The organism is Micromonospora sp. CPCC 205539 (assembly GCF_036906815.1).
In the GTDB taxonomy this organism is placed as follows: Bacteria; Actinomycetota; Actinomycetes; order Mycobacteriales; family Micromonosporaceae; genus Micromonospora.
This window is the reverse complement of sequence record NZ_JBAKHW010000001.1, coordinates 314676-341674: the sequence shown is the minus strand read 5'-3', so window position 1 is coordinate 341674 and position 26999 is coordinate 314676. Positions and strand designations below refer to the sequence as shown.

At 71.5% G+C, this 26999-nt stretch carries 30 protein-coding genes; 16 read left to right on the top strand and 14 right to left on the bottom strand.

The annotated features are described in order from the left end of the window. Positions 1-26: 26 nt before the first annotated feature. On the bottom strand, positions 27-443 hold the full coding sequence (locus tag V6V47_RS01465) for a DUF7919 family protein (RefSeq protein ID WP_334626078.1): 417 nt from the start codon (positions 441-443) through the stop codon (positions 27-29). A 38-nt stretch (positions 444-481) separates the two neighbouring features. Continuing rightward, the gene (gene galE / locus V6V47_RS01460; protein WP_334626077.1) at positions 482-1510 is read right to left on the bottom strand and encodes a UDP-glucose 4-epimerase GalE; all 1029 of its coding nucleotides are present in this window, start codon (positions 1508-1510) and stop codon (positions 482-484) included. A 183-nt stretch (positions 1511-1693) separates the two neighbouring features. Between galE and V6V47_RS01455 the strand changes: the two genes are divergently transcribed. Genes V6V47_RS01455 through V6V47_RS01415 form a run of 9 tightly spaced genes read left to right on the top strand, consistent with a single transcriptional unit; the run spans position 1694 to position 11165 of the window. After that, complete coding sequence (locus tag V6V47_RS01455; RefSeq protein ID WP_334626076.1) at positions 1694-2872, top strand: inositol-3-phosphate synthase; 1179 nt, start codon at positions 1694-1696, stop codon at positions 2870-2872. Further along, the gene (locus V6V47_RS01450; protein ID WP_334626075.1) at positions 2869-3795 is read left to right on the top strand and encodes an HD domain-containing protein; all 927 of its coding nucleotides are present in this window, start codon (positions 2869-2871) and stop codon (positions 3793-3795) included. The genes V6V47_RS01455 and V6V47_RS01450 overlap by 4 nt, the downstream gene beginning before the upstream one ends. Continuing rightward, a complete protein-coding gene (locus V6V47_RS01445) occupies positions 3792-4934 on the top strand; it encodes a class I SAM-dependent methyltransferase (RefSeq protein WP_334626074.1) in 1143 nt (380 codons plus the stop codon). The genes V6V47_RS01450 and V6V47_RS01445 overlap by 4 nt, the downstream gene beginning before the upstream one ends. A gap of 5 nt (positions 4935-4939) precedes the next feature. After that, complete coding sequence (locus V6V47_RS01440) at positions 4940-5929, top strand: Gfo/Idh/MocA family protein (protein ID WP_334626073.1); 990 nt, start codon at positions 4940-4942, stop codon at positions 5927-5929. 2 nt (positions 5930-5931) lie between these two features. Further along, positions 5932-6759, top strand: coding sequence for an MBL fold metallo-hydrolase (locus tag V6V47_RS01435; RefSeq protein ID WP_334626072.1), 828 nt, complete (start codon positions 5932-5934; stop codon positions 6757-6759). Continuing rightward, positions 6756-8243, top strand: coding sequence for a YcaO-like family protein (locus V6V47_RS01430; RefSeq protein ID WP_334626071.1), 1488 nt, complete (start codon positions 6756-6758; stop codon positions 8241-8243). Before V6V47_RS01435 ends, V6V47_RS01430 begins: the two co-directional genes overlap by 4 nt. Then, entirely contained in the window at positions 8240-9109 is an 870-nt protein-coding gene (locus V6V47_RS01425; RefSeq protein WP_334626070.1) for a sugar phosphate isomerase/epimerase family protein, read from the top strand. The genes V6V47_RS01430 and V6V47_RS01425 overlap by 4 nt, the downstream gene beginning before the upstream one ends. A gap of 44 nt (positions 9110-9153) precedes the next feature. Continuing rightward, positions 9154-10347 (top strand): glycosyltransferase family 4 protein, encoded by a 1194-nt coding sequence (locus V6V47_RS01420; protein ID WP_334626069.1) that lies wholly within the window; start codon positions 9154-9156, stop codon positions 10345-10347. Positions 10348-10391: 44 nt separating this feature from the next. After that, complete coding sequence (locus V6V47_RS01415; protein ID WP_334626068.1) at positions 10392-11165, top strand: PIG-L deacetylase family protein; 774 nt, start codon at positions 10392-10394, stop codon at positions 11163-11165. Here V6V47_RS01415 and V6V47_RS32660 read toward each other — a convergent pair. The 4 genes from V6V47_RS32660 to V6V47_RS01400 all read right to left on the bottom strand — a co-directional run bounded on the left by V6V47_RS32660 (position 11128) and on the right by V6V47_RS01400 (position 14106). After that, complete coding sequence (locus V6V47_RS32660) at positions 11128-11247, bottom strand: hypothetical protein (RefSeq protein WP_442934172.1); 120 nt, start codon at positions 11245-11247, stop codon at positions 11128-11130. The genes V6V47_RS01415 and V6V47_RS32660 overlap by 38 nt on opposite strands. A gap of 78 nt (positions 11248-11325) precedes the next feature. Next, positions 11326-12219: an SGNH/GDSL hydrolase family protein gene (locus V6V47_RS01410; RefSeq protein ID WP_334626067.1), complete on the bottom strand. Its 894-nt coding sequence runs from the start codon at positions 12217-12219 to the stop codon at positions 11326-11328. A gap of 164 nt (positions 12220-12383) precedes the next feature. Beyond that, entirely contained in the window at positions 12384-13133 is a 750-nt protein-coding gene (locus V6V47_RS01405; RefSeq protein ID WP_334626066.1) for an SDR family oxidoreductase, read from the bottom strand. A gap of 49 nt (positions 13134-13182) precedes the next feature. Then, the gene (locus tag V6V47_RS01400; protein WP_334626065.1) at positions 13183-14106 is read right to left on the bottom strand and encodes a TIGR03620 family F420-dependent LLM class oxidoreductase; all 924 of its coding nucleotides are present in this window, start codon (positions 14104-14106) and stop codon (positions 13183-13185) included. A gap of 130 nt (positions 14107-14236) precedes the next feature. Between V6V47_RS01400 and V6V47_RS01395 the strand changes: the two genes are divergently transcribed. Together V6V47_RS01395 and V6V47_RS01390 are read left to right on the top strand one after the other, a co-directional pair. Beyond that, entirely contained in the window at positions 14237-14860 is a 624-nt protein-coding gene (locus tag V6V47_RS01395) for a TetR/AcrR family transcriptional regulator (protein ID WP_334626064.1), read from the top strand. Between the two features lie 72 nt (positions 14861-14932). Then, entirely contained in the window at positions 14933-15712 is a 780-nt protein-coding gene (locus V6V47_RS01390; RefSeq protein ID WP_334626063.1) for a class I SAM-dependent methyltransferase, read from the top strand. 13 nt (positions 15713-15725) lie between these two features. Here the strand turns inward: V6V47_RS01390 and V6V47_RS01385 are convergent, their stop codons facing one another. The 4 genes from V6V47_RS01385 to V6V47_RS01370 form a co-directional block, all read right to left on the bottom strand. After that, a complete protein-coding gene (locus V6V47_RS01385) occupies positions 15726-16091 on the bottom strand; it encodes a hypothetical protein (protein ID WP_334626062.1) in 366 nt (121 codons plus the stop codon). 48 nt (positions 16092-16139) lie between these two features. Beyond that, the gene (locus V6V47_RS01380) at positions 16140-17399 is read right to left on the bottom strand and encodes a glycoside hydrolase domain-containing protein (protein WP_334626061.1); all 1260 of its coding nucleotides are present in this window, start codon (positions 17397-17399) and stop codon (positions 16140-16142) included. A gap of 156 nt (positions 17400-17555) precedes the next feature. Further along, positions 17556-17786 (bottom strand): hypothetical protein, encoded by a 231-nt coding sequence (locus V6V47_RS01375; protein ID WP_334626060.1) that lies wholly within the window; start codon positions 17784-17786, stop codon positions 17556-17558. Between the two features lie 178 nt (positions 17787-17964). After that, a complete protein-coding gene (locus V6V47_RS01370) occupies positions 17965-19398 on the bottom strand; it encodes a PP2C family protein-serine/threonine phosphatase (RefSeq protein WP_334626059.1) in 1434 nt (477 codons plus the stop codon). Between V6V47_RS01370 and V6V47_RS01365 the strand changes: the two genes are divergently transcribed. Together V6V47_RS01365 and V6V47_RS01360 are read left to right on the top strand one after the other, a co-directional pair. Further along, positions 19375-20049: a nucleotidyltransferase domain-containing protein gene (locus V6V47_RS01365; protein ID WP_334626058.1), complete on the top strand. Its 675-nt coding sequence runs from the start codon at positions 19375-19377 to the stop codon at positions 20047-20049. The genes V6V47_RS01370 and V6V47_RS01365 overlap by 24 nt on opposite strands. Continuing rightward, positions 20046-20792, top strand: coding sequence for a nucleotidyltransferase domain-containing protein (locus V6V47_RS01360; protein WP_334626057.1), 747 nt, complete (start codon positions 20046-20048; stop codon positions 20790-20792). The genes V6V47_RS01365 and V6V47_RS01360 overlap by 4 nt, the downstream gene beginning before the upstream one ends. A gap of 10 nt (positions 20793-20802) precedes the next feature. Here the strand turns inward: V6V47_RS01360 and V6V47_RS01355 are convergent, their stop codons facing one another. Beyond that, the gene (locus V6V47_RS01355; RefSeq protein ID WP_334626056.1) at positions 20803-21756 is read right to left on the bottom strand and encodes a hypothetical protein; all 954 of its coding nucleotides are present in this window, start codon (positions 21754-21756) and stop codon (positions 20803-20805) included. A gap of 159 nt (positions 21757-21915) precedes the next feature. Here V6V47_RS01355 and V6V47_RS01350 point away from each other — a divergent pair, with 159 nt between their 5' ends. Then, the gene (locus V6V47_RS01350; protein ID WP_334626055.1) at positions 21916-22248 is read left to right on the top strand and encodes a YciI family protein; all 333 of its coding nucleotides are present in this window, start codon (positions 21916-21918) and stop codon (positions 22246-22248) included. A gap of 52 nt (positions 22249-22300) precedes the next feature. On the opposite strand, the gene V6V47_RS01345 is transcribed toward V6V47_RS01350, so the two are convergent. Together V6V47_RS01345 and V6V47_RS01340 are read right to left on the bottom strand one after the other, a co-directional pair. Continuing rightward, positions 22301-22858 (bottom strand): hypothetical protein, encoded by a 558-nt coding sequence (locus V6V47_RS01345; protein WP_334626054.1) that lies wholly within the window; start codon positions 22856-22858, stop codon positions 22301-22303. A 100-nt stretch (positions 22859-22958) separates the two neighbouring features. Then, complete coding sequence (locus tag V6V47_RS01340) at positions 22959-23885, bottom strand: AraC family transcriptional regulator (protein ID WP_334626053.1); 927 nt, start codon at positions 23883-23885, stop codon at positions 22959-22961. Positions 23886-23999: 114 nt separating this feature from the next. On the opposite strand from V6V47_RS01340, the gene V6V47_RS01335 reads away from it, so the two are divergent. Further along, a complete protein-coding gene (locus V6V47_RS01335) occupies positions 24000-24383 on the top strand; it encodes a nuclear transport factor 2 family protein (RefSeq protein WP_334626052.1) in 384 nt (127 codons plus the stop codon). 68 nt (positions 24384-24451) lie between these two features. On the opposite strand, the gene V6V47_RS01330 is transcribed toward V6V47_RS01335, so the two are convergent. Then, positions 24452-25282, bottom strand: a complete 831-nt coding sequence (locus V6V47_RS01330; protein WP_334626051.1) for an ABC transporter ATP-binding protein — start codon at positions 25280-25282, stop codon at positions 24452-24454. A gap of 259 nt (positions 25283-25541) precedes the next feature. Here V6V47_RS01330 and V6V47_RS01325 point away from each other — a divergent pair, with 259 nt between their 5' ends. Continuing rightward, positions 25542-26822: a cytochrome c biogenesis protein DipZ gene (locus tag V6V47_RS01325; RefSeq protein ID WP_334626050.1), complete on the top strand. Its 1281-nt coding sequence runs from the start codon at positions 25542-25544 to the stop codon at positions 26820-26822. Positions 26823-26999 lie beyond the last annotated feature (177 nt).

Sequence of the window (26999 nt, the reverse complement as noted above, 5' to 3'; positions counted from 1 at the left end):
AGCTCATGGAGGCGTGACGGCTTGGGTCAACTCGTCGACGTCAGGGCCGCCGCACAGAATTCGGGTGGCGGCAGGTACTCGTGGGCGGCCACGTAGTGGGTGACCAGTTGAGGTACGGCGTACACGACGCCGTCGCCCCGCACCCGGAACTCGGCGCTCTCGCGGGCGATCAAGCCCAGCCGTACGGCTTCTTCGGCATCGGAGCCCATGTCGCGGACGCACAGTTGGCAATGGTGGTAACCACGTGTCTGCCAGACCCGTACCTTGGCCAGTTTCGTCAGCGCAGGCATCAACGCCTCGGGAGGTGCGCCGGTCTCGAACGGGTGCGCGGCGTCCAGCCAACCGACATTGAGCAGAGGCAGTCCCGGCCACGGCTCCTCGAATGGCCACTGCCTGTGTGGCTCCCCGTAGGTGTAGGGCGTCAGGTCTGCGAAGAAGGCCACGAGTCATGCCTACCATCCGCCCGTCCCAAGTGGTCGCGTCAGCTAGCCACGTGGTGTGGCTGCGGCGCGAGATCCGGCAGCAGGCGTACCCGCCGGTCGTGCCACGCCAAGGCATCGGCGATACCGGTGGCCAGGCTGTGCTCGGCCCGCCACCCGAGCAGGTCCCGGGCCAGCGCACTGCGGGTGTACGCCCCGACGGTGTCGCCGGGCCGCCGTGGTGCCTCGACCGTGGGGACCGGTCGGGCAACCACCTGGTTGAACTCCGCGACCAGTTCCCGCACGGTGGTGCCGGTTCCGGTGCCCAGGTTGATCGCCCGGTGCGGAGACGCGCCGGTGGGGAAGAGGCCGTCGAACCGTTCCAGCGCCCGCAGGTGGGCCGTGGCCAGGTCCCAGACGTGCACGTAGTCGCGCAGCCCGGTGCCGTCCCGGGTGGGCCAGTCCGAGCCGGTGACCGGGAAGGGCACCCCGGTCCGGTGTGCCTCGATGAGCTGACCCAGCGCGTGCGTGGGCATCGGGGCCTGCAGGCCGGTCCGCAGCATCGGATCCGCTCCGACCGGATTGAAGTAGCGCAGTGACAGCACCCGCAGCGGGCTGCTCGCGGCGACATCGGCCAGCATCCGTTCCGCCACGACCTTGGTGTGCGCGTACGGGCTGGTGGCCACGAGCGGCGCGGTCTCGTCCACAGCGAGATCGGGGCCTGGCTCGTAGATCGACGCCGAGGAACTGAAGATCATCCGATGGATGCCGCGGGCGAGGAGGCGGTCGACGAACTCGAGCGTCGCCGAGACGTTCGCCCGGTAGTAGTCCACCGGGCGGGTCACCGAGTCCGGCACCACGATGAGGGCCGCGCAGTGCACTACCGCCTCGATGTCCGGATGCCGGTCGAGAACGTGGTCGACGACGGTGGAGTCGGCGATGTCCCCTTCGTGGAAGATCCGCCCGTAGGCGAACTCGCGCCGTCCGGTCGTCAGGTTGTCGACGACGACCGGGGTGTGGCCGGCGTCGATCAGCAAGGACGCGATGGTGCTCCCGATGAATCCGGCTCCGCCGGCGACGAGGACCTTCACGAGCTACCTCCCCGGGTGGCGGCCCGGTCGACCATGCCGCCCACCTGCATCTTGACCAGGCACGATGCTCCGCAGGTGCGGATTACGCGAACCTGTCGAGTCGACGAACGTGCATGACTTGACCCCCGTCGAACGGGTACCCGCCGGCCCAGGTCGGACGGACCGGCGCGAAACGGGGGAAGCATGACGGATCGACGGGTAGGGGTCGCGGTGGTCGGCCTGGGCGGTGCGGTCGCCACCACCGCCGTCGCCGGCGTGGAGTTGCTGCGGCTCGGTACGGGGGACACGTCCGGGCTGCCGCTGGCGGGGCGCACCGACCTGGTGCCGTACGAGGCGCTCGTCTTCGGCGGCTGGGATCTCGCGCCCGACGACCTCGCCAAGGCGGCGCACGTGCACCGGGTGGTGGAACCGGCGCACCTCGACGCGGTCGCCGCGCCGTTGCAGGAGATCCGGCCGTGGCCGGCGGTCGCTGATCCGGCGTACTGCCGCAACGCCAGTGGCGCGAACGTGGTGCCGGTGGGGCCGTTGCGTGGGCGGGTCGAGCACCTGCGCGGGGATCTGCGCCGCTTCCGGGAAACCCAGCGACTGGACCGGGTGGTGGTGGTGAACGTCGCCTCCACCGAGGCCCGTCCGGATCCGGCCGCGCCGGTGCTCGCGGGTCTGGAGGCTTTCGAGGTCGGTCTCGACGGTGACGACCCGGCGATCACCCCCGGCCTGCTCTACGCCTACGCCGCGATCCAGGAGGGATGCCCGTTCGCCAACTTCACGCCCAGCCTCGGCGCCGAGGTGCCGGCCCTGCTCGAGCTGGCGCTGCAACGTGGCGTGCCGGTCGCCGGCAAGGACGGCAAGACCGGTCAGACCCTGGTCAAGACGGTGCTGGCACCGGCGTTCCGGTCCCGGGCGCTGACCGTCGAGGGGTGGTACTCGACGAACATCCTCGGCAACCGTGACGGCCAGATCCTCGACGACCCGACATCGCTGGCGAGCAAGCTCGACACCAAGGGCTCGGTGCTCAACCAGATCCTCGGCTACCAGGTGGAGGACCACGTCGTCCGCATCGACTACTACCGGCCGCGCGGTGACGCCAAGGAGGCGTGGGACAACATCGACCTGGTCGGCTTCCTCGGCCAGCGGATGCAGATGAAGATCAACTTTCTGTGTCGGGACTCGATCCTCGCCGCACCGCTCGTCCTGGAGCTGGTCCGACTGCTCGACGAGGCGGCCCGCCGCGGCGAGGCCGGGGCCCAGGAACAGCTCGGCTACTTCTTCAAGGCTCCCGCCACCCGCGACGGCCGGGTGCCGGAGCACGCGCTGCACGCCCAGGAGCGGATGCTGCTGAACTGGCTGGACCGGGCGGCATGACCGCAGCACTGGTCGCGGTGCCGGCGGATCGGCTGGCCGCGGTACCGACCCTGTTCCGGGAGGTCGGCGACCTCAAACGGGTCCGGGTGGCGCACGCGACCGGCTCCGCCGCCCAGCGCGCCTTCGTCCGGTCCTGGGCGATGCTCGTGGCCGGGGCCGACCCGAACGCCGTCGCTGCGCGCGAGTGCGCCGCCGCGGTCGCCGGCGCCCGCCTCGGCGGTCTGGACGCCGAACGCCTCACCGCCTGCGGACTCACCACCGGGCAGAGCGCGGCGGTGCTGGACCGGGCGATCGGCGAGTTGGCCGCCGCGCTGCACCCGGGCACCACCCGTCGACTGCGGGACGCGCTGCCCGACCTGACCGCCGGCGATGCGCCGCAGGCCCCGGTGCCGTCGTTCGTGACCACGTTGTGCGCGCAACCCCGGGCCGGCGCCACCGCACCCGGCCGGTCCCGCCTCGTTGTCGAGCCCGCGGAGAACCACGCCGAACACTGCTGGGCGGTCGCCGTCTACGCCGCCCTGCTGGCGCACGACACCGGCGCCGATCCGGGGGAGGCGTTCCTCCTCGGCCTCGCCCACCACCTGCACAACGCCCGGTTGCCCGACGCGGGCTTCGCCGGGGAGCAGCTGCTCGGCGCCCACCTGGACGAGGTCGTCGACCGGCTGACCCAGGTCGAACTGGTCGCCCTGCCCGAGCGGCTCGCCGAACGCACCAGCGCCGTGCTGGCCCACCGTGCGTCCGCGGACACCCCGCTCGGTCAGGCGTTCCACGCCGCCGACGTACTGGACCGGGTGCTCCAGGTGCACCACCACGCCCGCGCCGCGGCCTTCACCGCCGACCAGGCGCTGGTCGACCTCGCGCTGGTGCACGACGGGCCGGTGACGGACTACCACCGGGCGGTGCTGCGGGCGGCTGGGCTGTGACCGCCGTCGGTGCTCCCGCCGTGGTGCCGTGGCGCGGCCCGGACGGCGCCGAACTGCGCCCCGACACCCCGTACACCCTGACCGACGGCGACCGGCGGTGGCCGGTAGTGGCCGGCATCCCGTGGCTGCGACCCGATCGCGAGGCGCTGCGGGAACGCGCCGTCGCCGCGCTCGACGACGCCGACCCGGACACGGCCGCCGTGGTCCTCCTCGCCGACGCCGACGACTGGTGGGACGCGGCACCGCCGCCGCCGGCGCGGCTGCGCGCGGCGCTGCGGGCGCGGACCCTCACCGACGCGGTCGACCTGCTCGCCCTGGGCCGCGTCGGCACCTACTTCCGGCACCGCTGGAGCGACCCGAGCTGGTTGGCGGCGCTCGCCCTCACCGCCGCCCACCCTCCGGGGGCGCGGCCGGTGGTGGACCTCGCCTGCGGCACGGGGCACCTCCTGCGCCACCTGGTCCTGCACGGGCACACCGACGCCACCGGCGTCGACGTGGTGTACGCCAAGCTGTGGCTGGCCCGCCGCTTCGTCCTGCCGCCCACCGTGCCCGTCGCCCTGGTCTGCGCCGACTTGACCGCCGGCTGGCCGCTGCCGCCCGGCGGCGGTGCCCGGCACGTCGCCTGCCACGACGCTCTCTACTTCCTGCCGGACAAGGCCGCCTTCGTCGCCGCCGCGCTGGCCGCCGCCGGTCCCGGGGGCGCGCTGCTGCTCGGTCACCTGCACAACGCCGAGCACCCGGCCGGGCAGGCCGGAATCTCGTTGGACCCGGCCGGCTGGACCGCGCTGCTGCCGGACAGCGTCGCGTACGCCGAGGAGGAGCTGACCGCCGCCACCGTCGCCGGCCGGGCACCGGCCCCGGCGAGCGCGGCGGAGCTGGCCGCGACCGAGGCCCTCGGCCTGGCCCGCGACGCGGCCGTTGCCCGCTTCGAGCCGGCGCTACTGCTGCCGCCGCCGGGAAACCCACTGCGACGCAACCCGCTGTACGGCGACGACGGGCGACGCCGCTGGCCGGACGAGCGGTGGGCGGGCGAGTACGGCGCCCGCGCCGACGCCTACCTGCCCCCGCGCTGGCCCGAGGTGCCGGGACCCGACGCGGTGCGCCGCCGGCTCCTGCTCGACCTGCCCGAGCGGTGGTGAACGCCGTGACCGGACCGGTGCGCTGGGGGGTGGTCGGCTGTGGCTGGGTGGCCCGCGACCACGTCGCCCCGGCGGTACGGGCGGCCGGCGGCCGACTGGTGGCCGCCTGCGACCGCGACCCGGACGCGGCGCGAGCACTCAACCCCGAGGCGCTGGCGACCACCGACCTGGACATGCTGCTCGACCACCCCGAGGTCGAGGCGGTGTACGTGGCGACGCCCAACCACACGCACGCCGACGTGGTCGCGGCGGTCGCCAAGGCCGGCTTCCCGGTGCTCTGCGAGAAGCCGCTGGCGGCCGAGCTGCCCGAGGCCCGCAGGCTCGTAGCCGCCGCCGGCGGGCTGCTCGCCGGGGCCGCCTTCGACCAACGGTTCCACCCCGCGCACCGACGGATCGCCGAACTGGTCGAGGCCGGTGACCTCGGCACGATCACCGCCGTACGGATCGTATACGGGTGCTGGCTACCACCGTCCTGGAGCCCGGACGGCCGCCCGCACGACAACTGGCGCGTCGATGAGGCCCGCTCCGGCGGCGGAGCGCTGATCGACCTCGCCCCGCACGGCATCGACCTGGTCGGCGCGCTGCTCGACGACGACCTGACCGAACTGGCCGTACGCACCCAGCGGCGGGTGCACGCCTACGACGTGGACGACGGTGCGGTGCTCGCCGGACTGACCGGCGGAGGCGTCCTGGTGCAGGCGCACGTGTCGTTCAACACCGCCGACCCGCTGCCCCGCCGCCGGCTGGAGATCGTCGGCACCCGCGCCCAACTCGTCGCGGTGGACACCCTGGGCCAGACCGCCGGGGGCATCCTGACCCGTCTGGACGCCGCCACCGGCACCGCCGTCGACGTGCCGTTCGACACCGCCACCGGCCCGTTCACCGCCCAGCTGCGCGCCTTCTCCGCCGCCGTCCGAGGCGCGCCCTGGCCCTGGCCGCTGGAGCGGGACCTCCGCCTGTACGAGCTGCTGCACAGCGCCGCCGAAAGGAGCTGACCATGCCGTTGCGGCCGTACGCCTGCGGCAACTGCGGGTTCTGGCAACGGTGGTTCGCCGCACCGCCGTCCTGTCCGGTCTGCACCGACGTCCGCAACGCTCTGCCCGAGGACGGCTGGGACTTCGCCTCGGCCGACGACGTCGCCGTCGGTAGGGAGGCCCGCTGGACCGAGGTGACCCCCGGGGTGACCGGTTACTGGAGTGAGCCGCAGTTGGGGCTCGGCAGCACCGGCTGGGTGATCGAGACGGCCGCGGGCCTGGTCGGCTGGGAGGCCGCCGGCTGGTACCCGCCGGAGGCGCTGGCTCGGCTGCGCGCCGGTGGCGGCCTGGTCGCGCTCGGCGCCAGCCACGTGCACGGCTACGGGGCGCTCTGGCAGCTTCAGGACGAACTGGCCCCGCCGGTGCTCGCCATCGGGGTGGACGACCTGATCTGGACCAAGGCGTTCCAGGTCACCTGGCCGACCGACGAGCGGCTCGAGCTGGCACCGGGACTGGTCATTTACCGCAGCGGCGGCCACTTCCCCGGGCACAACGTCCTGCACGACTCGCAGCGCGGCATCCTCTTCGTCGGCGACCTGATCAAAGTGGACCTGGACGGGACGACCCCGGTCGGAATCTCCTGTCACAAGGCGTACCACGCGCAGGTGCCGTTGTCGCACGCCGAGGTGCGGCAGGCCCGGGACCTGGTCGAGCAGGTCGACTTCGAGGCGGTCGCCACCCCCTTCGAGTACGCCGCGCCGGTCTCCCGCAAGCAGGTGCTCGCCCTGTTCGACCGGCAGCTCGCCGGGCAGCCGGTGGCCGGACCGATCCCGATCGAGGAGTTGTCATGACCGGAGCTTCGCGTCCCCGTACGGCCACGGTCGCCGCGCCGTCGGTCGCCGACCGGCTCGCCGATGCCCTGCCATCGGGGGAGGTGGGCGACTTCGACGTCAGCGCGGTGGACCGGCTCGGACTGCCGGTCGTCGCCGCCGACCACGTCGGCGACGGCTGGCCCCGGGCCGTCGCCTTCGGCTACGGAGCGACCGCCGAGCAGGCCCGCATCGGGGCGTACGGCGAGCTGGTCGAGGATCTGCTGCTGAACCGGCACCTGCGCGCGCTGATCCCGCGCCACGCCTCGTACGCCGAGCTGCGGCGCGAGGTGGGCCCGACCGGGGTGGTCGACCCACGCTCGCTGGTGCTGCCGGCCGGGACGGTGGTCGACGACGACCAGCCGCGTTCCTGGTTGCCCACCGTGCGCTGGCGCACCGGCGAGACCGTCCTGGTGCCGGCGGAGTTCTGTGCCACGTCCGATGCAGACCTGCCGGGGCAGGACCCGGCCGAGCGGCTGATCACCGTGATCACCAACGGCGCCGGTGCCGGTGACACCGTCGAACGGGCGGTCGCGCACGGCCTGCTGGAGCTGCTGCAACGCGACGGGAACACCACCGCGTTCCGGGCGATGGACCGAGGTGTGGTCGTCGACCTCGACGCGGTCCACGACCCGGTCACCCTGGCCACGCTGGACCGGCTGCGAACGGCGGGGATCGGGGTGCTGGCGAAGCTCGCCAGCACGGCGTTCGGGATGGCTGACGTGCACGTCGTCGGCATCGACATGGATCCCGCGACGCCGCCGCTCGCGGTGACCGCGTGCGGGGAGGCGGTGCACCCGGACCGGGAGACCGCGCTGCGCAAGGCGCTACTGGAGTACGTCTCCTCGCGATCCCGGAAGGTCTTCGCCCACGACGCGATCGACCGGCTGCGTCCGATCGCGCCGGCGGCGTACTGGCGCCGGGAGTTCGCTCGGCCACCCACGCCGCAGGAACCCCGCGCGCTCGACGCGATGCGGCGGTGGACACGACTCGACGGCGAGCGGTTGATCGCCCTGCTGGAGCCCGTCGTCCTGGCCCGGCGCGAGAGCGTGCCGTTCTCGGCGTTGCCCACCGTCGCGCAGGGCAGCCTCGACGAGCCCGCGGTGTTGCTGGACGAGCTGCTGCGTCGGCTCGCCGACTTCGACGTGCTGGTCGTCGCCACCCCGACCGACGAACCGGCCGTCGCGGTCAAGGTGATCGTGCCCGGCATCGAGGCGGAGACCATGTCGTACGGACGGATCGGTGCCCGGGGCGTCGTCCGGCTCGTCGAGCGGGACTCACCGCTGGTGGGGTACGGGCCACCACCGCGAGCGGGCACCGCTGCCGTGGTCCTCGACGAGGTCGGCCGGGATCGACTGAACGGCGACGCCTGGTTCGACTTCGCCGGCGCCGGGCGGACCATCGGCCCGCTCTACCCGCTCTACCGGGAGCCGGCCCGGCACGCTGTGGCCCGGAGCGGACAATGACGCTGCGCTACGCGTACAACACCAACGGGTTGACCTCGCACCGCCTCGTCGACGCGCTCGATCTGCTGGCGGACGCCGGCTACGCCGGTGTCGCCCTTACCGTCGACGTCGCCCACCACGACCCGTACGCCCCGGATCTGGTCGGCCGCACCGATCGGCTGGCTCGCCGGCTGTCCCGTCTCGGTCTGGCCAGTGTGGTGGAGACGGGCGCCCGGTTCCTGCTCGACCCGCGCCGTAAGCACCATCCGACCCTGATCGCGCCGGACGAGGGCGACCGCGAGCGCCGTCGCGACTTTCTGCGTACCTGTGTGGACATCGCTGCGGGTCTGGGCAGCGAGGCGGTGTCGTTCTGGGCCGGGGTGCCGGATCCGGGACTCGATCGGGATCGGAGCTGGCGGTGGCTGGTCGACGGTGTCACGAACGTCATGGACCATGCGGCCCTGCGGGGTGTGGTGTGTGCGTTCGAGCCCGAGCCCGGGATGCTGGTGGACGACTGCGACGACTGGGCCCGACTCGCCGCCGAGGTGCCCGGCCTGACGCTCGCGCTGGACACCGGGCACTGCCTAGTCTCCGGCCGCTACACGCCGGCCGGGGCGGTGCACGCGTTCGGCGACCGGCTGGGCGCCTGCGCGGTCGAGGACATGCCGTACGGCCGGCACGAGCACCGGGCGCCGGGTGAGGGCGACATGGACTTCCCGGCGGTGCTCGGCGCGCTGACCGACGTCCGCTACTCCGGGCTGGTCAGCGTCGAGCTGTCCCGTGACGCGCACCGGGCCGACACCATGGTGCCGACCGCGCTGGCCGCGCTCCGCGCCGCCGAGCGGCAGGCCGCGCACGGCACTCGCGTACGGGCGGGCGCGTCGTGAGGATCTGCTTCGTCTCCCGCCGGTACTGGCCCGCCGTGTCCGGCATGAGCGCGTACGCGGAGAACCTGCTGCGGCACCTGGTGCGGTCCGGTCACGAGGTGACCATGGTGTCGCAGTACCGAGGTGACCCGGCTGGACGGGCGATCTACGGTGGTGGACCGCCACCACCGGACCGGGTGCCCGACGGGGTGGCGGTACACGCTCTGGAGGCGCGCGGTGAGCAGGCCGTCGGCCGGGGCGAGGCGGCGGACTTCGAGGCGGACGTGGCCGAGATGACCGCGACCGTGCTGCGGCTGCATGCCGAGCGCCCGTTCGACGTCCTGCACGCGCAGTACGCGTACCCCAATGGGCTGGCGGTGCTGCGCGCGGCCCGCGCGGCGGGCCTGCCGGCGGTGGTGTCGGTGCAGGGCGGTGACGGGCACTGGGTCGGCACCTGCTGCGCCACGCACCAGGACCTGGTGCGTGCCGTGTTCCGGCACGCCCCCGCGCTGCTCATCGGCTCGCCGTCGTTCGCGGCCGAGGTCTGCGCCCGGCACGAGGTCGACCCGTCCCGGTTCACCGTCGTGCCGGGTGCCACCGATGCTGAGCGTTTCGTGCCGGTACGCCCGCTGGGCCGGCTCAGCGACCCGGTCGTGCTGCTGTACCACGGCCGGGTGGACGCCCGCAAAGGCGTGCTGGACCTGCTCGACGCGATGGCGGACCTGCGCGCGGACGGGGTGCCTGTCCGGCTGCGGATCTCCGGCATCGGGCCCGACCGGGACGCCACCGCCGATCGGGTCGGCGAGCTTGGTCTCGGCGCGGACGTGGACCTGCTCGGCGCGGTCGACTATCACCGCGCCCACGAGGTGTACGCCCGAGGCGACATCTTCGTCAGCCCCACCTACGCCGAGGGCTTCTCGAACACGATCCTGGAGGCGATGGCGACTGGCCTGCCGGTGGTCTCGACCGACGTCGTCGGGGTCCGCGACTGCGTACGCCCGGAGGAGAACGGGTTGCTGGTGCCGGCCGGCGACGCCAGGGCGCTCGGCCGTGCGGTGCGCCGGCTGATCGACGACGCGGCGCTGGGCCGCCGCCTCGCCACGCAGGCCCGCCGAGATGTCGAGGAGCGGTGGAGCTGGCCGGTGGTCGCCGACCAGATCACCGCCGTCTACCAGGGACTGACCGCCGACATACCGGAGATCGCGGATCCGCCGGTCGACCCCGCGTGCCGCTTCCGCGCCGCGCCCCATCTGCTGTGAGCGGCGGCTCCGACGCGGCGGGTGGGCCTGGCCGCGTCGTGGCGGTGAGCCCGCACCTCGACGATGCGGTCTTCTCCGTCGGCGGCGCGCTCGCCGCGCTGTCCGACGCCGGATGGCGTGTGCAGGTGGTGACCTGCTTCACGGCGACGGTCGCCGACCCGTCTCCGTTCGCCCTCAGCACCCAGCTCGACAAGGGACTACCGGCCGACGCCGACTACATGGCACTGCGCCGCGCGGAGGACCACGCCGCCTGCGCCGTCCTCGGCGCCGAACCGATCCACCTGCCCTTCCCGGAGGCGCCCCACCGCGGTTACCGCAGCGCCCCGGAGCTGTTCGCCGGAGTACGAACGGACGACGGGATCGGTGCGGCGCTACGCGCGGCGCTGCGGCAGTCCGTCGCCGCCGCCGACGTGGTGCTCGCCCCGCAGGCCCTCGGCGGGCACACCGATCACCGGATCGTCGCCGAGACGGTCGCCGATCTCACCGATGCGGCGCTGTGGTGGCGCGACGTGCCGTACGTGCGGCGTGCCCCCCACGAGGAGCCGTGGCGGATCGTGCCGCGCGGCCGGGACCTGGCGTTTCCGATCGGCGCCCAGCTCGCTCGCAAGATCGAAGCGGTGCGGTGCTACACGACGCAGCTCGGCTTCCAGTTCGGTGGCAGCGCCGAGGTGGCACGGGTGCTGCGCGAGCTGGCGGGGGCCGAGGCGTTGCGCAGCGGGGTCGTGGGGCAGGTCGAGCCGCTCCGCTGCCCGCGCGACGACGTCGCGTCGAGACTCCCCGTCACGGTCTCGGTGTCATCCCCGCGAGGAGGGTTCTGAGGACGCGCTCGACGTACTCGTGCGTCAGCGGCTCCTGCGTGATGAGGAGCCTGAAGTACAGCGGGCCGGACAGGATGTCCATCGCCTCAGAGGGCGCTCGGCCGGCGGGTCCGGCTCCGCCATGGCGTGGCGGAGCCGGCTCAGCCGGTGCGGCGTCCGGTCAGCTGTTCAGCGTGGCCAGCAGGGCGTTGGCCATGCCCTGCTCGCCCCGGGCGTTCGGGTGGAACGGGGCGGCCGAGTTCTGCGGCACCAGTCCCTCGACCCACCGGGTGCCGCTGCTCTTGCACGCGTCGCGGCCGATGGAGGGGGTGTAGACGTCGGCGTAGGTGGCGCCGTTCGCCGTGGCGGTGCGGGCCAGCGTCGCGTTGAGCGACTTCTCGACACCGCGCAGGTACGGCACGTCCTGGTAGGCGATCGGGACCACCGGCCAGCAGCCGTACCCGGTGTCCGGCACGATCGCCGGGTATCCGAGGACCACGACCCGCGCCCCCGGCGCGGCCTGGCGGACCGCCTGCAGCACGGCGGTCACCTTCGGCGCGGCGGCGGCGATCCTGGCCTGCAACTGGTCGACGCCTCCGGCGGTGTACCGATCCTTGCAGGGCGATCCGAGCGGACTCTTGAGGCTGGCCTCCGCACAGGCGCTGATGATGCCGGAGAAGCCGATGTCGTTGCCGCCGATCTGCACCGTCACCAGTGCGGTGTTCGACGTGACCGCGCTGAGCTGCGGTGGCACCGCGATGCCCAACGTCCCACTGCCGGGGTAGAGGATGTCGTCGGTGGTGGCCCCGGAGCAGCTCACGTCGACGAACGGCGACGAGCCGGCGGACGCGGCGACCAGGGCCGGGTAGTTCCGGTTGGAACGCAGGCAGTTCAGGTCGACCTGGGTGGGGATCAGCGGACCCGACGTGTAGGAGTCGCCCAGTGCGACGTAGCGGCCGGTCGGCACGGCGGCGCTTGCGGGTGTGGTGACGGCGAGCAGCACGCCGGCGGTCGCCGCGACGAGAGCAGCCAGTCGGGTGGCTGCCCGCAGGAGCGGCATACGGGGACGGGTCATGGCGCCTCCCAGAGGAGATCATGGTGGTGGTGCCGAGATTCTGTCGGCACCGACGCCAGACGTCAATATAGACAGTCCTCATTCTTCTGTGGTCAGAGCTGTGGGCCGGTGCCGGCCGACGTCCCGGGGCGTGGGCCGCCGGCCGGCACCGGATTTCGGTCCGGTCAGACCTGGTTCGCGCCGCCGTCGACGAAGAGCTCGCTGCCGGTCATGAAGCTGCTCTGGTCGGAGGCCAGGAACAGCGCCGCGTTGGCGATCTCCTCCGGCTGGCCCATCCGGTTCATCGGCACGGTGGAGGCGAGCATCTGCAGCAGCCCGGGGGCCTCCTGCGGGCTGGGCGCCAGCCCGGCGATACCCGGAGTCTCGGTCGGGCCCGGGACGAGGGTGTTGACCCGGATCCTGCGGCCCGTCAGCTCGGCGGCCCAGGTGCGACCGAACGAGCGGATGGCGGCCTTGGAGGCGGCGTAGACACCGAACGCCGGGGTTCCGTTCGTCGCGGCGGTCGAGCCGGACAGGATGACCGAAGCGCCGTCGTTCAGCACCGACAGAGCCTTCTGAACGGTGAACACGGTGCCTCGTACGTTGCGGTCGAAGGTGTCCGTGTAGTGCTCGACGGTGATGGTGCCGAGGGCAGCGAACTCGCCTCCGCCGGCGTTGGTGAACAGCACGTCGAGACCGGCGCCTCGGGCGGCGATCGCATCGACGACGCGGTCGAGGTCGTCGAGGTTGCTCACGTCGCTGCGGATCCCCGTGACATTCGCGCCGATGGCCTCGACGGCCTCGTCCAGCTGCTGCTGGCGGCGTCCGGTGATGAAGACGTGTGCGCCCTCGGCCGCGAAGCGGCGGGCCGCCGCCAGGCCGATGCCGGTGGTGCCACCGGTGACCAGGGCGGTCTTGCCGTTGAGCTGTGCCATGTGTCGTACTCCTTGGGATGGTGATTCGGGATGGGTTGCCCCGCGCGGGCTAGTCGGAGTTGGTGTGTGACGCGCGGGGGGTGACGTAGGGCAGCAGCGTGGCGAGCTCCCGCCACTGGTGCCGCGGCAGGTCCGCGCCGCCGCCGGCATCGGACCGCAGGACGTGCAGGGTGACGTGGTCGGCGCCCGCGTCCAGATGGGCCTGGATGCGGCCGGCGATGTCCTCGAGGTCTCCCCGGGCGACCAGGGCGTCGATGAGCCGGTCACTGCCGCCCGGGATCAGGTCCTCCTCGCCGAAGCCGAGGCGAGCCAGGTTGGAGCGGTAGGCGGGGAAGCCGATGAACATCCCGACGCCGTCCCGGGCCGCCGCTCTTGCTCGGGCGGGGTCGCGGTCCAGGACCACCGCCAGGTGCGGCGCGATCAGTGGGGCCTCACCGACCCGAGTCCGCTGCGCCGCCGAGTATTCGGGAGTCACCAGGAACGGGTGCCAACCGGAGGTCCGCGCGGTGGCTAGATCGACCATCTTCGGACCCAGCGCACCCAGGAGGCGCCGGTCGGCGGCAGCGGGGTGGGGTGCGGCGTCGAGTGCGTCGAGGAAGCGGAGCATCGAGACGGTCGGCTTGCCGTACTCCTGCCCGGCGTTCGCGGCGGAATGGGCGTTGCTGACCCCGAGGCCCAGGACGGCGCTGGGGCCGTACGTCGCATCCAGCGCGGCCCACCGGTCGCCGAGTGCGGCCGGATCCTGGCCCCACATTGACAGCACGCCGAGCGCGATCGTCGCGCGCGGTGCGGCGGCTAGCAGGTGTTCCACGTCGTCCAACGCCCCCTGGCCGTCCAGGCCCGGGATCCAGAGGGCGGGGAAGCCGAGCTGGTCCAGCTCGGCGACGGCCTCGCGGACCTGGGGTCGGCCGGCTCCCCGTAGTTCCATGCTCCAGATCCCGACCGCGCCGATTGTCCGTTTCACGCTGTCCATCGCGACCTCCTCCGTATTTCCGTACCGCTCGGTACAAAAGAACCTAGCAGGGGTACCCGCCAATCCACAAACTTTTGTACCGATCGGTTGGGTGGCGGTACTGTTGAGTGCCACGAGGAGGTGGACGACGATGACTCAGACCGGACGACCCCGTGAGTTCGACACCGACCAGGCCCTGGATCGGGCGATGGAGGTGTTCTGGCGGCACGGCTACGAGGGCGCCTCGCTGACCGAGCTCACCGGTGCCATGGGCATCAACAAGCCCAGCCTCTACGCCGCCTTCGGCAACAAGGAGGGCCTGTTCCGCAAGGTGGTCGCCCGCTACGCGGACGTCGAGATGGCCTACGCGCGCGACGCGCTGGACCAGCCCACCGCCCAGCAGGTGGCAGCGATGCTGCTGGGGGAGAACGTGGTGGCGCTGACCCAACCGGACCGTCCCGCCGGATGCCTCTCCGTGCAGGGCGGCACCGCCTGCGGCACCGAGAACACGGCCATCTCCAACTTCCTGGCGGCCAGCCGGTTGACCGGCGAACAGGCCCTGGCCACCCGGTTCGCCCGCGCCGTCGACGAGGGCGACCTCCCACCGGACGTCGACCCCACCGCCCTGGCCCGCTTCCTCAGCGTGGTCACGGAAGGCCACGCCGTCCACGCGGCAGCCGGCGTGCCGCGCAGCCAACTGGAACAGTCGGCCGAGATCGCCCTGCGCGCCTTCACCGCCGCGGCGTACGGCACCTCGTCGGCGGCCGCCCGGTAGGCGTACGACGACGAACGCCCACCGTCAGAGCTCGGGTCGGCGATGTCGTCCGCTCTCGGGTTGGATGACCGCATGAAGCAGACTGCGCGCCTACTCCACGCCTCGTCGTTCGGCGCAGCGGCGGGCGCATACGCCGAGCACCGCCCGGACTACGCGCCAGCCGCGGTGCGCTGGGCGCTCGAGCCCGCACCCGGCCCGCGAGTGCTGGACCTGGGTGCCGGCACCGGCAAGCTGACCGGGACGCTGGTCGCGCTGGGCGCCGACGTCATCGCGGTCGAGCGCGACCCGGCGATGCTGACCGAGCTACGCCGTACGCTGCCGGCCGTCCGCGCCCTGTCGGGCAGTGCCGAGGCGATACCGCTGCCGGACGCGTCCGTCGACGCCGTGCTGGCCGGAAACGCCCTGCACTGGTTCGACATGGCCGTCGCGGGGCCGGAGATCGCCCGGGTCCTCGCACCCGGCGGCATCCTGGCCGGCCTGTGGAACGTCCTGGACGACCGGGTCGACTGGGTGGCCGGCCTCGAACGGGTCAGCGGCAGCGCGGGCATCGGCCCCCGTGACACGTTCAGCAACTGGCGGGCCGCGACCGTGGGCCTGCACCTGCCCGATGCTGGCCTGGTCGCCGAGTTCGGCTCGCCGGAGCAGGTCGAGTTCCCGCACGGGCAGCGCCGCACCGCCGACTCCCTCGTCGCGACGATCGCGACCCGCGCGGGCGTGCTGGTCATGCCGGAACAGGAACGCGAGGCGACGCTTTCCCGGATCCGGGCCTTCCTCGCGAGCAGACCGGAGACCGCCAGCGGCGAGTTCACCCTGCCGATGCTGACCGGTGTACTGCGCGTCCGGCAGCGGTAAGACGGCGTGCCGGTCAGTCGATCGGTCGTCCGGGCAGGGGCACCAGCCGTTCCTGGTCCCGAGGGATCATGAAGCGCAGCGGCCCGCCGCCGTTGACCTGCCAGCCGTCGGCGAGCGCCGTTCGGATCAGCCTCGCGACCAGCTCCGGCGTGACCGGGGCCAGGGCGAACACCTCGGCCGCCCGGTCCGGAGGTGCGGTGATGATGGGCCCGAAGTTGAGCCACGGGTCGTCGAAGTCCACCAGGGCCTCCAACCCGATGCCTCGCCCGGGGTCGGGGTGCCACACCCTGACCACGACGTGACCCGGGTCAACCTGGCTGACCGTCCATCGGTAGTCGACGTCGTCGACGTGGATCGTCCGCCTGCGGGTCCTGGCCATGGTGCGAGGGTAGGCAGCCGCGTCCGCGGGGCGGTAGTGGGTTTCCCGCTAGACCCGGGTGATCCGCACCGCGTCGGCGACCACCAGTCCGGTGCCACCGGTCCAGCGGCTCACGCCGACCGTGTTGCCGGTGCCCGCAGCCAGGGTGAACACGCCGATCGAGACCCAGCGACCGCCGTTGCCCCGTTGGTCGACGGCCACGGTCCTGTTCCCCGTGGTGGTTGCCACGAGGTACGGCGTCTGGTTGTTGTAGCCGGCGTCGGCCGGGTACCAGACCGAGACCTCGTAGCTGCCGGTCGCCGGTATCGTCGCCCGGAACCAGGCGACGTCGCTGGACGACACCGGAGTGGCGAACCGGTAGTCGGTGCCGAATCGTTGGCCGGAGTAGGCCGACGTCCCCCAGGCGGTGCTCGCCGTGAACCCGCCCGAGGTGCTGTTGTCGATGGTCGTGGTCCATTGTTGCGGCGGGGTCTGCGTGACCCGTACGTCGAGGTAGTTGCGGTCGATGTTCATCGTCACGCCGCCCCACGTCTCGGTGACGTTGCCGGCGTACTGGTGCAGGCGCTGGTGGTTCGCGTAGTAGGCGTCGGGGCAGTAGCTTCCGGCCTTCGTGTCGGCCGCCCCGTTCCACCAGGCGATCCAGATCTGGTCAAGCCGCGTGTAGCTCGGATTGTCGTACGCGTCGCAGACGTCCTTGATACCGGACGATCCGCTGGAGTACATGCCGGCGAGGAAGCCGCGTACGTGTAGTTGCTCGACCCAGCCGGACAGGAACGACAACACGGCCGCCCGGCACGACGCGCTCGACGGGTACTGCTCGATGTCGTTGTAGATCGTGCTCGCAGCGCCGATCCCCAGTGCCTGGGCGGCATTCGCGGCGCTGTTCGCCGCGGAGACGCCCTGCGACCGGGCGGTGGTGGGATCGGCGGACATCTTCGGCGTACGGGTGCCGCACGGTGCCTGGTAACCCAGCTCGATGGGGATCAGCCGCCATCCGTTGCTGGTCTGGTTGGCCACCCAGCTGGCGGTGAGGTTGGGCTGGGCGCAGGAGCGGCTGCCCCCGCTGATGTAGATGCCGATCGCGCCGTAGGGCGAGCTGGCCCGCCACGCGTTCATCGCAGCCTGCGAAGGGGCGGTGCAGGTGTCGAATCCCCGCCCGGTGAAGGTGCCGGGTTGCGGGCCGGTAGCCAGGGGTGTCACCGAACTCGGCGCTGGTGGGGGTGGCGCGGCCACCGTGGCCGAGGCGGCCGGTGCCACGAGTCCCGCGGCAACGGTGAGACCGGCGAGCCATCCGGCAATGATCCTCATCGTCGCCTCCTTGTAGAAATCTTTCCCAGCGAGCGGGCGCTACGAAGGATTTCTAGCACGAATCGATGAGTAGCAATAGGGGTCGCGAGCTGCCCCGGGCACGCATGATCTACTCGATGAGGCCGAGCACCGCGGGGGATGCCAGGCGCCGTGGGGTCAGTTGTGCTGCGCCGCAGGTTCGCGCACAGGTGCGGGAGACGAGCCACCGAGACGTCCGCCGAGCGGCGGGACGGGGGCCGCGTCCAGATGTCCGGCGACCTCACCCGGAAGGTCAACCTCCGATTGGCGGCGTCGCAGCGTCAAGGTGCCCGCCGCTCCGAACATCGCCCCAGCGGCGAAGGCGAGGGCGAGCGCCTGCCGAGCGGTGGAGTTCCTCTTGCGTTTCATGGCTGCCTCCTGAATCCGACGTCCCTGCATAGTGCTGATTGTCGGACCTGCTCCAGGACCACAGGCTCAGACTCGACCAATTCGCCTGGGTCTGAGCACCACTAATACCCGATCGGCGTGGTGAGCCGCCGTTCCCCCGTGGGGCAGAGGCCGCAGCGGGTAGGACCGGTGCCTCTGGTTACGGGCGCGCCTTTCGACCTCTGCGGAACGACTGCGGTTCAAGCGGTTGGTGCGTCGGCGAGGTGACCGTCTCCAGGTCCGAGTCCGCCGGTGCGGGGCTGCGCCATTCGGCGAGCAGCACGGTGGCGTCGTCCTGTAGGCGATCGTCCTGGTGTTCGAGGATGGCGTGTACGAGTCGGCGGGCGGTCTCGGGCAGGGGCAGGTGATCCGCGAGCGCTCTACTGGCGAACTCGATGAGCCGTTCCACGCCGAACGTCTCGCCTTCGGGTGTACGGGCTTCGATGATGCCGTCGGTGTACAGCAACACCTGGTCCCCGGGTTCCAGGGCTTCCTCGACGACCACCGGCGGACGTCGGTCACCCAGGGTGACGGGGAGCGCGGTCGGGGTCGGCAGAATCTTGGCGACCTTGCCGTCGCGCAGGACCATTCCGCTCGGGTGGCCGGCGGAGATGACCTGCAGGACCCCGGTACGTTGATCGAGTTCGGCGAGCACCGCGGTGATCATCCCGTACCGGTCGTGGTCGCGGACCGCGACGTCGATGTGGTGGTACGTGCCGATCAGATCCAGGCCCGACCGGCGGGCGTTGCGGTACGCCGCCAGCGCGATGGAGGCGAGCACCACCGCACGCATCCCACCACTGGAGCCATGTCCCGCCGCGTCGAACAGCGCCAGGTGCGCGGTGTCGCCGTTGACCGCGTAGTCGAACGCGTCACCGCCCACGTCGTAGCAGGGCTCGAGGATGCCGCTGATCATCAGATGCCCGGTCGAGAAGGTCAGCGGCGGTAGCTGCGCGCGGAGCATCTCCGCCGCCAGTTGCATGGGTTTCCGACGCCGGATCCGCTCGATGGTGTCACTGTAGGAACTGCGCGTGACGACCAGTTCGGCGAGCAGCGACGCCACCGCGGCGCAGTCATCCATGCTGTCAGCACTGAGCGGGTCGTCGGCGGTGATCTCCAGCACGCCCATCCGTTCGCTTCCGTCGAGCACCGGCACCCAGACGCGGACCCCGTCCTCGTCGCCGGTACCGACACACGTGGTCGCCGTGCTGAACGCCCGCCCGGCCAGTGTGCCGTCGATGTCCATCGGCTCGCGAGCAGGCGCACTGCCTCCGAGCAGCGGCAACAGTAGGCGCTGCTGATGGTCGACCAGGTAGATCACCAAAGCGCGCGCGTCCAGCAGAGGCGCCGCCCGCATCGCCATCTCCGGCAGGTCGTCCGGACGCGCATGATGCGACTGCTGCAGCAGCTGCCGCAGCGACTCCAAACTACTCACGCTCATCCTCTCCTGCCCCGACCCGAACGATTGTTCCTCAGCGACGGGCAGCCCGCGCTGCGGAGGCCATGTCCACGACGGCTCGCCGAGAAATTCTGACGCGCGCCGGGCGGCACCTCGATAGCGTTGCCCGGCGTGATGGATCTTGTCGAGCGGCACACCGTTCTCGCCGTCGTGGTCGGGTCGCGGGCGTACGGGCTGGACGTTCCGGGCTCCGACCACGACCGGCGCGGTGTGTACGTGCCGCCGACCCGCGCATTCTGGCATCTGGACAAGCCGCCCACCCACCTGGACGGGCCCGCCGTGGAGCAGTTCTCCTGGGAGTTCGAGCGCTTCTGCACGCTGGCCCTGCAGGGCAACCCGACGGTGCTGGAGGTGCTCTGGTCCCCGCTGGTCGAGACGGTCACGGCGGACGGGGAACGGTTGCTCGCGGCACGGCAGGCGTTCCTGTCCAAGCGGCTGGCCCAGACGTATGGCGGCTACGCCCGGGACCAGCTCGACCGGGTGACGGCCCGACGCGAGCGCACCGGCGAGACGAACCACAAGCAGGCCATGCACATGATCCGGCTACTCGTCGCCGGGGCCCACGCGCTGCGCACCGGGGAGATCCTCGTCGACGTACGACACCTGCGCGAGAAGCTGCTCACGGTGCGACGCGGTGAGCTGCCCTGGGCGGAGATCACCGCCTGGGCCGCGGACCTGCTCACCGACCTGGCCGACGCGTCGACCGCCAGCACCCTGCCGGAACAACCTGACCGGGCCGCCGTGGACCGGCTGCTCACCGCCGTACGCGAAAGGAACCTGCGGTGACCCTCGACGTGCCGTCCTGGGCGGCCGAGGTTGCCCGCGCGCTACCCCGCCCGTTGCTGTTCGCCACCGTCAGTGGGGCGCACCTGTACGGGTTCGCGTCCGTCGACTCCGACCTGGATCTGCGTGCCGCGCACCTGTTGGCACCGGAGGAGGTGGTCGGGTTGCGCACCGGGCCGCAGACGTTGCAGCACGCCGGCCTGCGTGCCGGTGTGGAGCTGGACGTGGTCAGCCACGACCTGCTCAAGTTCGCCACTATGTTGAACAGCCGCAACGGGTACGTCCTGGAACAGTTGCTGTCCCCGCTGGTGGTCGTGACCACTCCGGTGCACGCCGAACTCTCGGCCCTGGCCCCGCGCCTGATCACCCGCCACCACGCGCACCACTACCTCGGGTTCGCCGCCGCGCAGGAGAAGCTGTACGCCAGGACCGGGAAGCTCAAGCCCGCGCTGTACACACTGCGGGTCCTGCTCACCGGGATCCACCTCATGCGGACCGGCCGGCTGGAGACCGACCTCGGCGTGCTCGGGACACGGTTGGCGTACGTGCCGGACCTCATCGCCACCAAACGGGAGGCCGAGCACGGGCCGATCCCGGCCGGTGCCGCCCAGCGGCTCGCCGCCGACGTACCGCGACTCCGCGCCGAGCTGGAAGCGGCCCGGGACACCTCGACGCTGCCCGAGCACGCCGAACCGGCAGCCGTGGCAGCGCTGCACGATCTGGTGGTGCGTACCCGTCTGGGCTGACCACCGCCGTTCAGCTCTGCTGGTAGTTCACCGCGGCGAAGCCGCACGGTTGGTGCAGGTGCAGGTAGTAGGCACCCTCGCCGACGTCGTACAGGTCCGCGCCGCCAACCAGACCGACGTAGTCCATCGGCTGTCCGCAGCCGGGGCAGTCGGCGTGCTCGGCGTCCTGGATCCAGTCAGGATGGCCGCCCAACGTCGAGCCGCCCCGGTCCCAGGCGCTGGCCCCGTACGGGGTCGGCCGGGCCGGACCCACGACCGGCAGCAGCGCCGGCGGGTCCTCCGGCCCGTCAGCATCCGGCACATAGCTCGGCCGGGTGTTGCCGGTCCACCAGGTGGTGGCACCGTCCGGCGTGACTCGGCTGAACAACGTCGCGTAGCACGCGCAGAAGTGACACACCTCGATCACCAGTCGGCCGGACCAGCCGGTGTGTGCCAGCGCGGCGTTAACGGCGGGCTCGGCGGTGTCGACGTCGGCGGCAATCCAGAGGGGCGACGCGCACCACGGGCAGGTACGGCCCTCCGCGCCCCGCGTCGTCTCGCGCAGCAACCACCGGTACGCGGTGTCCCCGCACAGGTCCCGGCGGTTGCCGTCCGGGCCCACCGTCCAGCCGCCCTCGGTCGAGTAGTCCAGTGGCCCGACGTGCAGCGTGTCGGCGCCCGCCGGCGGGTGCGTCGCCCACCGCCGCAGGGCGTGCTCGGCGAGCGGGTGGCCACTGTGCGCCAGGACGAGGAGCAGGTGATTGAGCTGATCTGGCGTTTGTCCGTCGTCGACCAGGCCGATGACCCGGCGGATCACGTCATCGTCCGCGGCGCGGTACAACTTCGGCGGCCACAGCACGTCGAGGTCGAGCAAAAGGCCCTGGTGCGGAATCAGCCGCCGCGGATCGGTGTCCGCGATGGTGGACAGTTCTTCGACCGCGTCGTCGTCCTCGGCGGCGGCTCTCCGGACCAACTCCTCGATCATGTGGGGATGTTAGTTCACGTCGATCGGCCGGCTCGATCTTGGCGCGTCGTAGCCCAGCTGCCGCGCGAGTTCAGCGGGCGTGAGCCGGCGAAGTTGCGCATGCCAATCCAGGCGGCGATCCTGCATAGCAGTCGACAATTCCTGCGAAGGGAGTTTGCCGTGGCGAAGTTCATGACCATCGGGTACGGCGACCAAGCGGGCTATGACCGCACTGACGCAGCCGTACGGGACGCGGCGCACGCGCACGACGCCCGCCTGCGCCAGGACGGGGTCGACATGGGCCTCGCCGGTACACCCGTGCAAGTGCGAAACCATGACGCGGCCGAGGTGACCACGGAGAGCGGGCCCTTCATGTCCGCCGCGCTGCCCGTGGCCGGGTTCGCCATCATCGAGGCAGCGACGCTGGCCGAGGCCGTTGACATCGCCTCGCGTACGCCCTGCGCCGTCGCGCACGGTGTGGTCGAGGTCTGGCCATTGCGGGAGTCACCGTAGGTGCGACTGAGTCCTCCTCCCGCTGCTGCGCGGCGCGGCGACGAGACAGGCATCAGTCGCGGGTCAGTCCTGGCGGGAGGGCGTCCTCGTCGGGGCCGACGGGGCGGGCGTTGACCAGCGGGTTGCGGTGCAGGGCGGCGATCAGGTCGCCCGAGCCGCCGACGTCGGTCCAGGTGTCATCCCAGAGGGCGGAGACGAGCCAGGAGTGGTCCGTGGGAAAGAACAGGTCGGGCAGCGACCCGGCGCCGTGACGCATGTGGCCGGTCCGCCAGGTGAGGGCCTGTTCGGGGCCGGCTTCGACCAGGACGTACGCCCATCCCCAGTCGAGCGACACGGTCGGCGCGCGGGGAAAGACGATGTCGTGGGCGCCGGTGTCGAGGTAGCCCAGCCACCAGGGCTGGTCGGGGCCGTGTGCGGTCAGCTCGTGGATTACGGCGCGTTCGTGCGCCTCGATACTGACGCCGTCGGGCGGGTGGCAGGTGGCGTAGCCGTCGAACACCTGCGGGATCGCCGCCGTGATCGAGAGGCCGTTCGTGGTGTGGCCGGCCAGCCAGGCGACGTCGCTGACCGTGCCGATTCGCCAGCGACGACCGTCCTTGGTCACGTCCATGGACCCATTCTCTCGTGTCGGGCCGCGACGAGACGCCGCCGTGCGGCAACCGCGCCCGGTCATCGGTCGTGAGGCGTCACGTCGTCGACCAGCACGAGGATCAGCGGCGGGCGAGGTTGGTGTCGACGGAGCCCGCTGCCCGGTAGTCCCGGGGGGACGCGCCCATCACCCGCTTGAACGCGGTGCTGAACGCGGCCTCGGAGGCATAGCCCAGCTCGGCGGCGACCGAGGAGACCGTCCGGTCGGACTTGAGCAGGATCTGCTTGGCCGAGTGCATGCGCAGGCTCAGCAGGTATCGCGCGGGGCTCTCCCCGACGAGCGCCTTGAATCGTTCCGCGAAGCCCGACCGTGACATCCGCGCCGCTCTCGCGAGCTCGTCGACCGACCAGTTGCGGGCGACGTCGTCGTGCATCATCGTCAGGGCCGCGTCCACTCCCGGATCGAGCAGCGCCGGCAGGTGGGCACTGGCACCCGCCGATCCGGCGTGCGCCCGCAGGCCCTGCAGCAGGATGATGCGCGCCAGATGGTCGAGCATGAGCGTCTGCCCCGGCCGTGGTGCGGCGCTCTCGTACGTCATGAGCTGAATCGTCGCGCGGAGCACACCGCTGGAGTCCGTGTCGGCGCGGAGATGCACGACCGGCGGGAGTGCGTTGAGCAGCAGCTCGGCGTTGGCCCGGTCGAAGTGGAGGCGCCCGCCCACCAGGGTGGCGTCGTGGCCGACGCCGCAGTAGCCGACGTGCTCGTCCGCCGACCAGATCTCCTCCGAACGCACGGCGGGCATCCTCCCCGGATCGCTGGCGAGCCGGTAGTCCCGACCGCCCACCACCAGGTAGCAGTCGCCCTGCCGCAGCCGTAGGGGCGCCTCGACGCCCTCCACGGAGAGCCAACACGAGCCGGACAGCACCACCCCGAACTTCACGTGCATCTGACCGCGGAAGGCGATCGTCCAGTCACCGCCGGCTCGCAACTCGGCACAGACGGCGCCTTCGATGTTCGACAGGGCCAGCACATGGGACAGGGGATCCACTTGAACTCCGGACGATCGCGAAAGAATTCTGGCGTTTCTCGCATTCATTATATGTGAGTTGAAAAGCTAATCTTGGTCGACCGTAACCACGAATCGACGCAGAAGGCATAAACGATGAATGACGATGTTCGAGTAGTCGCCGAAGAGGCGTACGACGCTCTGATCCAGGGCTTTCAGACCGGCACGTGGAAGGGCCTCTTCGACCTGCTCGGCGCGGAGGTGGACGTGATCCTTCCCGCCCCGCAGGCCGGCCACTTCACCGGGTCCGAAGGACGGGAGAAGCTGATCGGATTCTTCAGCCTGTTCACTCCCGGCACCAGCCGCTTCGACCAGCTCGAAGTCATTCACAAGAGCGTCGCCGAGGATCGCGTCGTCTTCGAGGACTGGGCTCGGGGCACCGTCTTCAACGAGCCCTACGCGGCCCGGCACTGCATCCACATCATGGTCCGCGACGCTAAGGTCGTCGGCTTCCACGAATACAACCGGCCGCTCGACTAGGCGTGCTCCGGTAGGCGGTCGACGCTGGCCGGCCTCGACCGCCTACCAAGCCGCATCGGGTGTGCCGATCACGCGGCGGCGACCGCCGGCCTGCGGGTGGACCGTGCGCGGGCCGCCCAGCGCCCGTCCTGATACCGCACCTCGATGGGGTGGTCGAAGGCCGCGGACACGTTCCCGGTCGTGACGGTCCTATCGGCGGGACCTGCGGCGACGACGCTGCCGGCCTTGAGCAGCAGCGCGTGGGTGGTCGTCGTCGGGAGTTCCTCGAGATGGTGGGTGACCATGATCGAGGCGAGCTGGGGGTCAGTCTCGCCGAGGAGATCGATGGTCTCGAGCAACTGTTCCCGCGCCGCGACGTCGAGACCGGTTGAGGGCTCGTCCAGCAGCAACAGTCGCGGTCGACTGACCAGCGCCCGGGCGATCAGAGTACGACCGCGTTCGCCCTGGGAGAGGGTGGGCCAGCGCTCCTCGGCCTTGTCGGCCAGGCCCAAGGTGCCGAGCAGGAGTTCGGCTCGGTCGAGGTCGACACGGGTCGGCTGCCAGCGTGGCGGAACGTCGATCGATCCGACGAGACCGGTCAGGACGACCTGACGGATGGTCAAGGGTGACCGCAGCGGGTGGCGCGGATTCACGTGACCGATCGCCCTGCGCAGCTGCTGCAGGTCGACGCGGCCAAGTTGCCGACCGAGGACGTGCACGCTGCCGGAGCTCGGGTGCGTCACCGCGCCGCAGAAGCCCAGGAGCGTGCTCTTGCCCGCGCCGTTGGGTCCGAGGAGAGCCCAGTGCTCGCCCTCGCGCACGGTGAGGCCGACGCCGTGCAGGATCTGCTTGCCATCCCGCCGGAACGTGACGTCACGCAGTTCGACGACCACGGGAGCCGGGTGTGTATCTGCCGTCATGGGAACGCTGAACCTTCTCTGTGCGAGCCGGCGAGGGCGGGAATAGCCGCCGCGGGACGACCTGCACGGTGCCACAGAGGCTGGCACAGGTCCCGTCGACCGGCTGTGATCAGGCCGACACGACGAGGGCGCACCGGTCGGCTGTGCGACCGGTCACAACGGTGAGTTCCAGCTGCGTGGCACCGTCGTACGGGTTGCGCGGAGTTCGGCTGCGGGAGGGCCGGCCGCTCGGCCAGGAAGGTAGGTGGGTGCGTTGGGCGTGAGTCTCGCTCTGATCGGGTTCGTCGGTGGAGTGATCACCGGGCTGTCGCCGTGCATCCTGCCGGTGCTCCCGGTGATCTTCCTGTCCGGCGGTGCGCAGAGTGCCCGTACGGACGGGACGCAGACCGGTGGCCGCCGTCCGTACCTCGTGGTGGCCGGGCTGGTGACCAGCTTCAGCGTCCTGACCCTGGTGGGCGCGGCGGTCCTGGCGGCACTGCCGATCCCGCAGTCCGCGATCCGCTGGGCGGGCCTGATCGCGCTCGTCCTGCTCGGCATCGGGCTGATCGTGCCGCGCGTCGAGGCGATCCTGCAGGCGCCGTTCGCCCGGATCCCGCAGCGGTCGGTCGGCCCGGAGCGCGGCGGCTTCCTGCTCGGCCTGGTTCTCGGGACGGTCTACGTGCCGTGTGCCGGGCCGGTGCTGGCCGCCATCACCGTCGCCGGGGCGACCGGCACGGTCGGTGGCGACACGATCGTGCTGACCGCCGGGTTCGCCCTCGGCACCGCACTCACGCTGCTGATCTTCGCGCTCGCTGGCCGGGCGGTGGCCGAACGCGTCCTGGCGATCCGCCGCCGGCAGCGGCTCATCCGGGTGGTCGCCGGTGCCGCCGTGGTCGGCCTGGCCCTCGCCCTGACCTTCAACGTGGCTGGAACCGTGCAGCGGGTCATTCCCGACTACACCGCGGCGCTCAGCCAGAGCATCGAGAAGCTGATCCCGGCGGCGCCGACCGTCGACTCCACGGCGAGCCCGCAACTGACCACCTGCGTGGAGCACGCGCTGTACGGCGCCGCGCCGCCGAGCGACGGTTGCGGCCCGGCTCCTGAACTCGCTGGGATCACCCGCTGGCTGAACACCGCGGGGGACGCCCCGCTGGATCTCGCCGACCTGCGCGGCAAGGTCGTGCTCGTCGACTTCTGGACCTTCGACTGCATCAACTGCCGCCACGTGCTCCCGTACGTCATCGACTGGTACCAGAAGTACCACGGCGAGGGCCTCGAGGTGATCGGCGTGCACACGCCGGAGTACAGCTTCGAGCACGACGTCAACGGGGTCGTCGACGCTGCCCAGCGGTACGGCATCACGTACCCGATCGCCGTCGACAACGACTACGCCACCTGGTCGAACTACGGCGTCCAGGCGTGGCCGTCGATGTTCCTGGTCGACGCCACCGGCGCGGTTCGGCACATCGCGGTCGGCGAGGGCGGGTACGACGTGACCGAGAACCTGATCCGCACCCTGCTCGACGACGCGCGGCACAGCGCCCCCGAGGCGAAAAAGTGACCGGGATCGGCGCTCAGTCGCGCGTGCCTTGGTGAACGGCGTCTGAAGATCGCGAGAGTCTTCGTCAAATACCGCCGTCGAAGCATTGACACGTGAAGACTTCTTGTCAAACATGCCTGTCTATGACTATGGGTCGGGCGGGCGCGGCGATTCGCCGTACGGTGGCGTGCTCTTTGA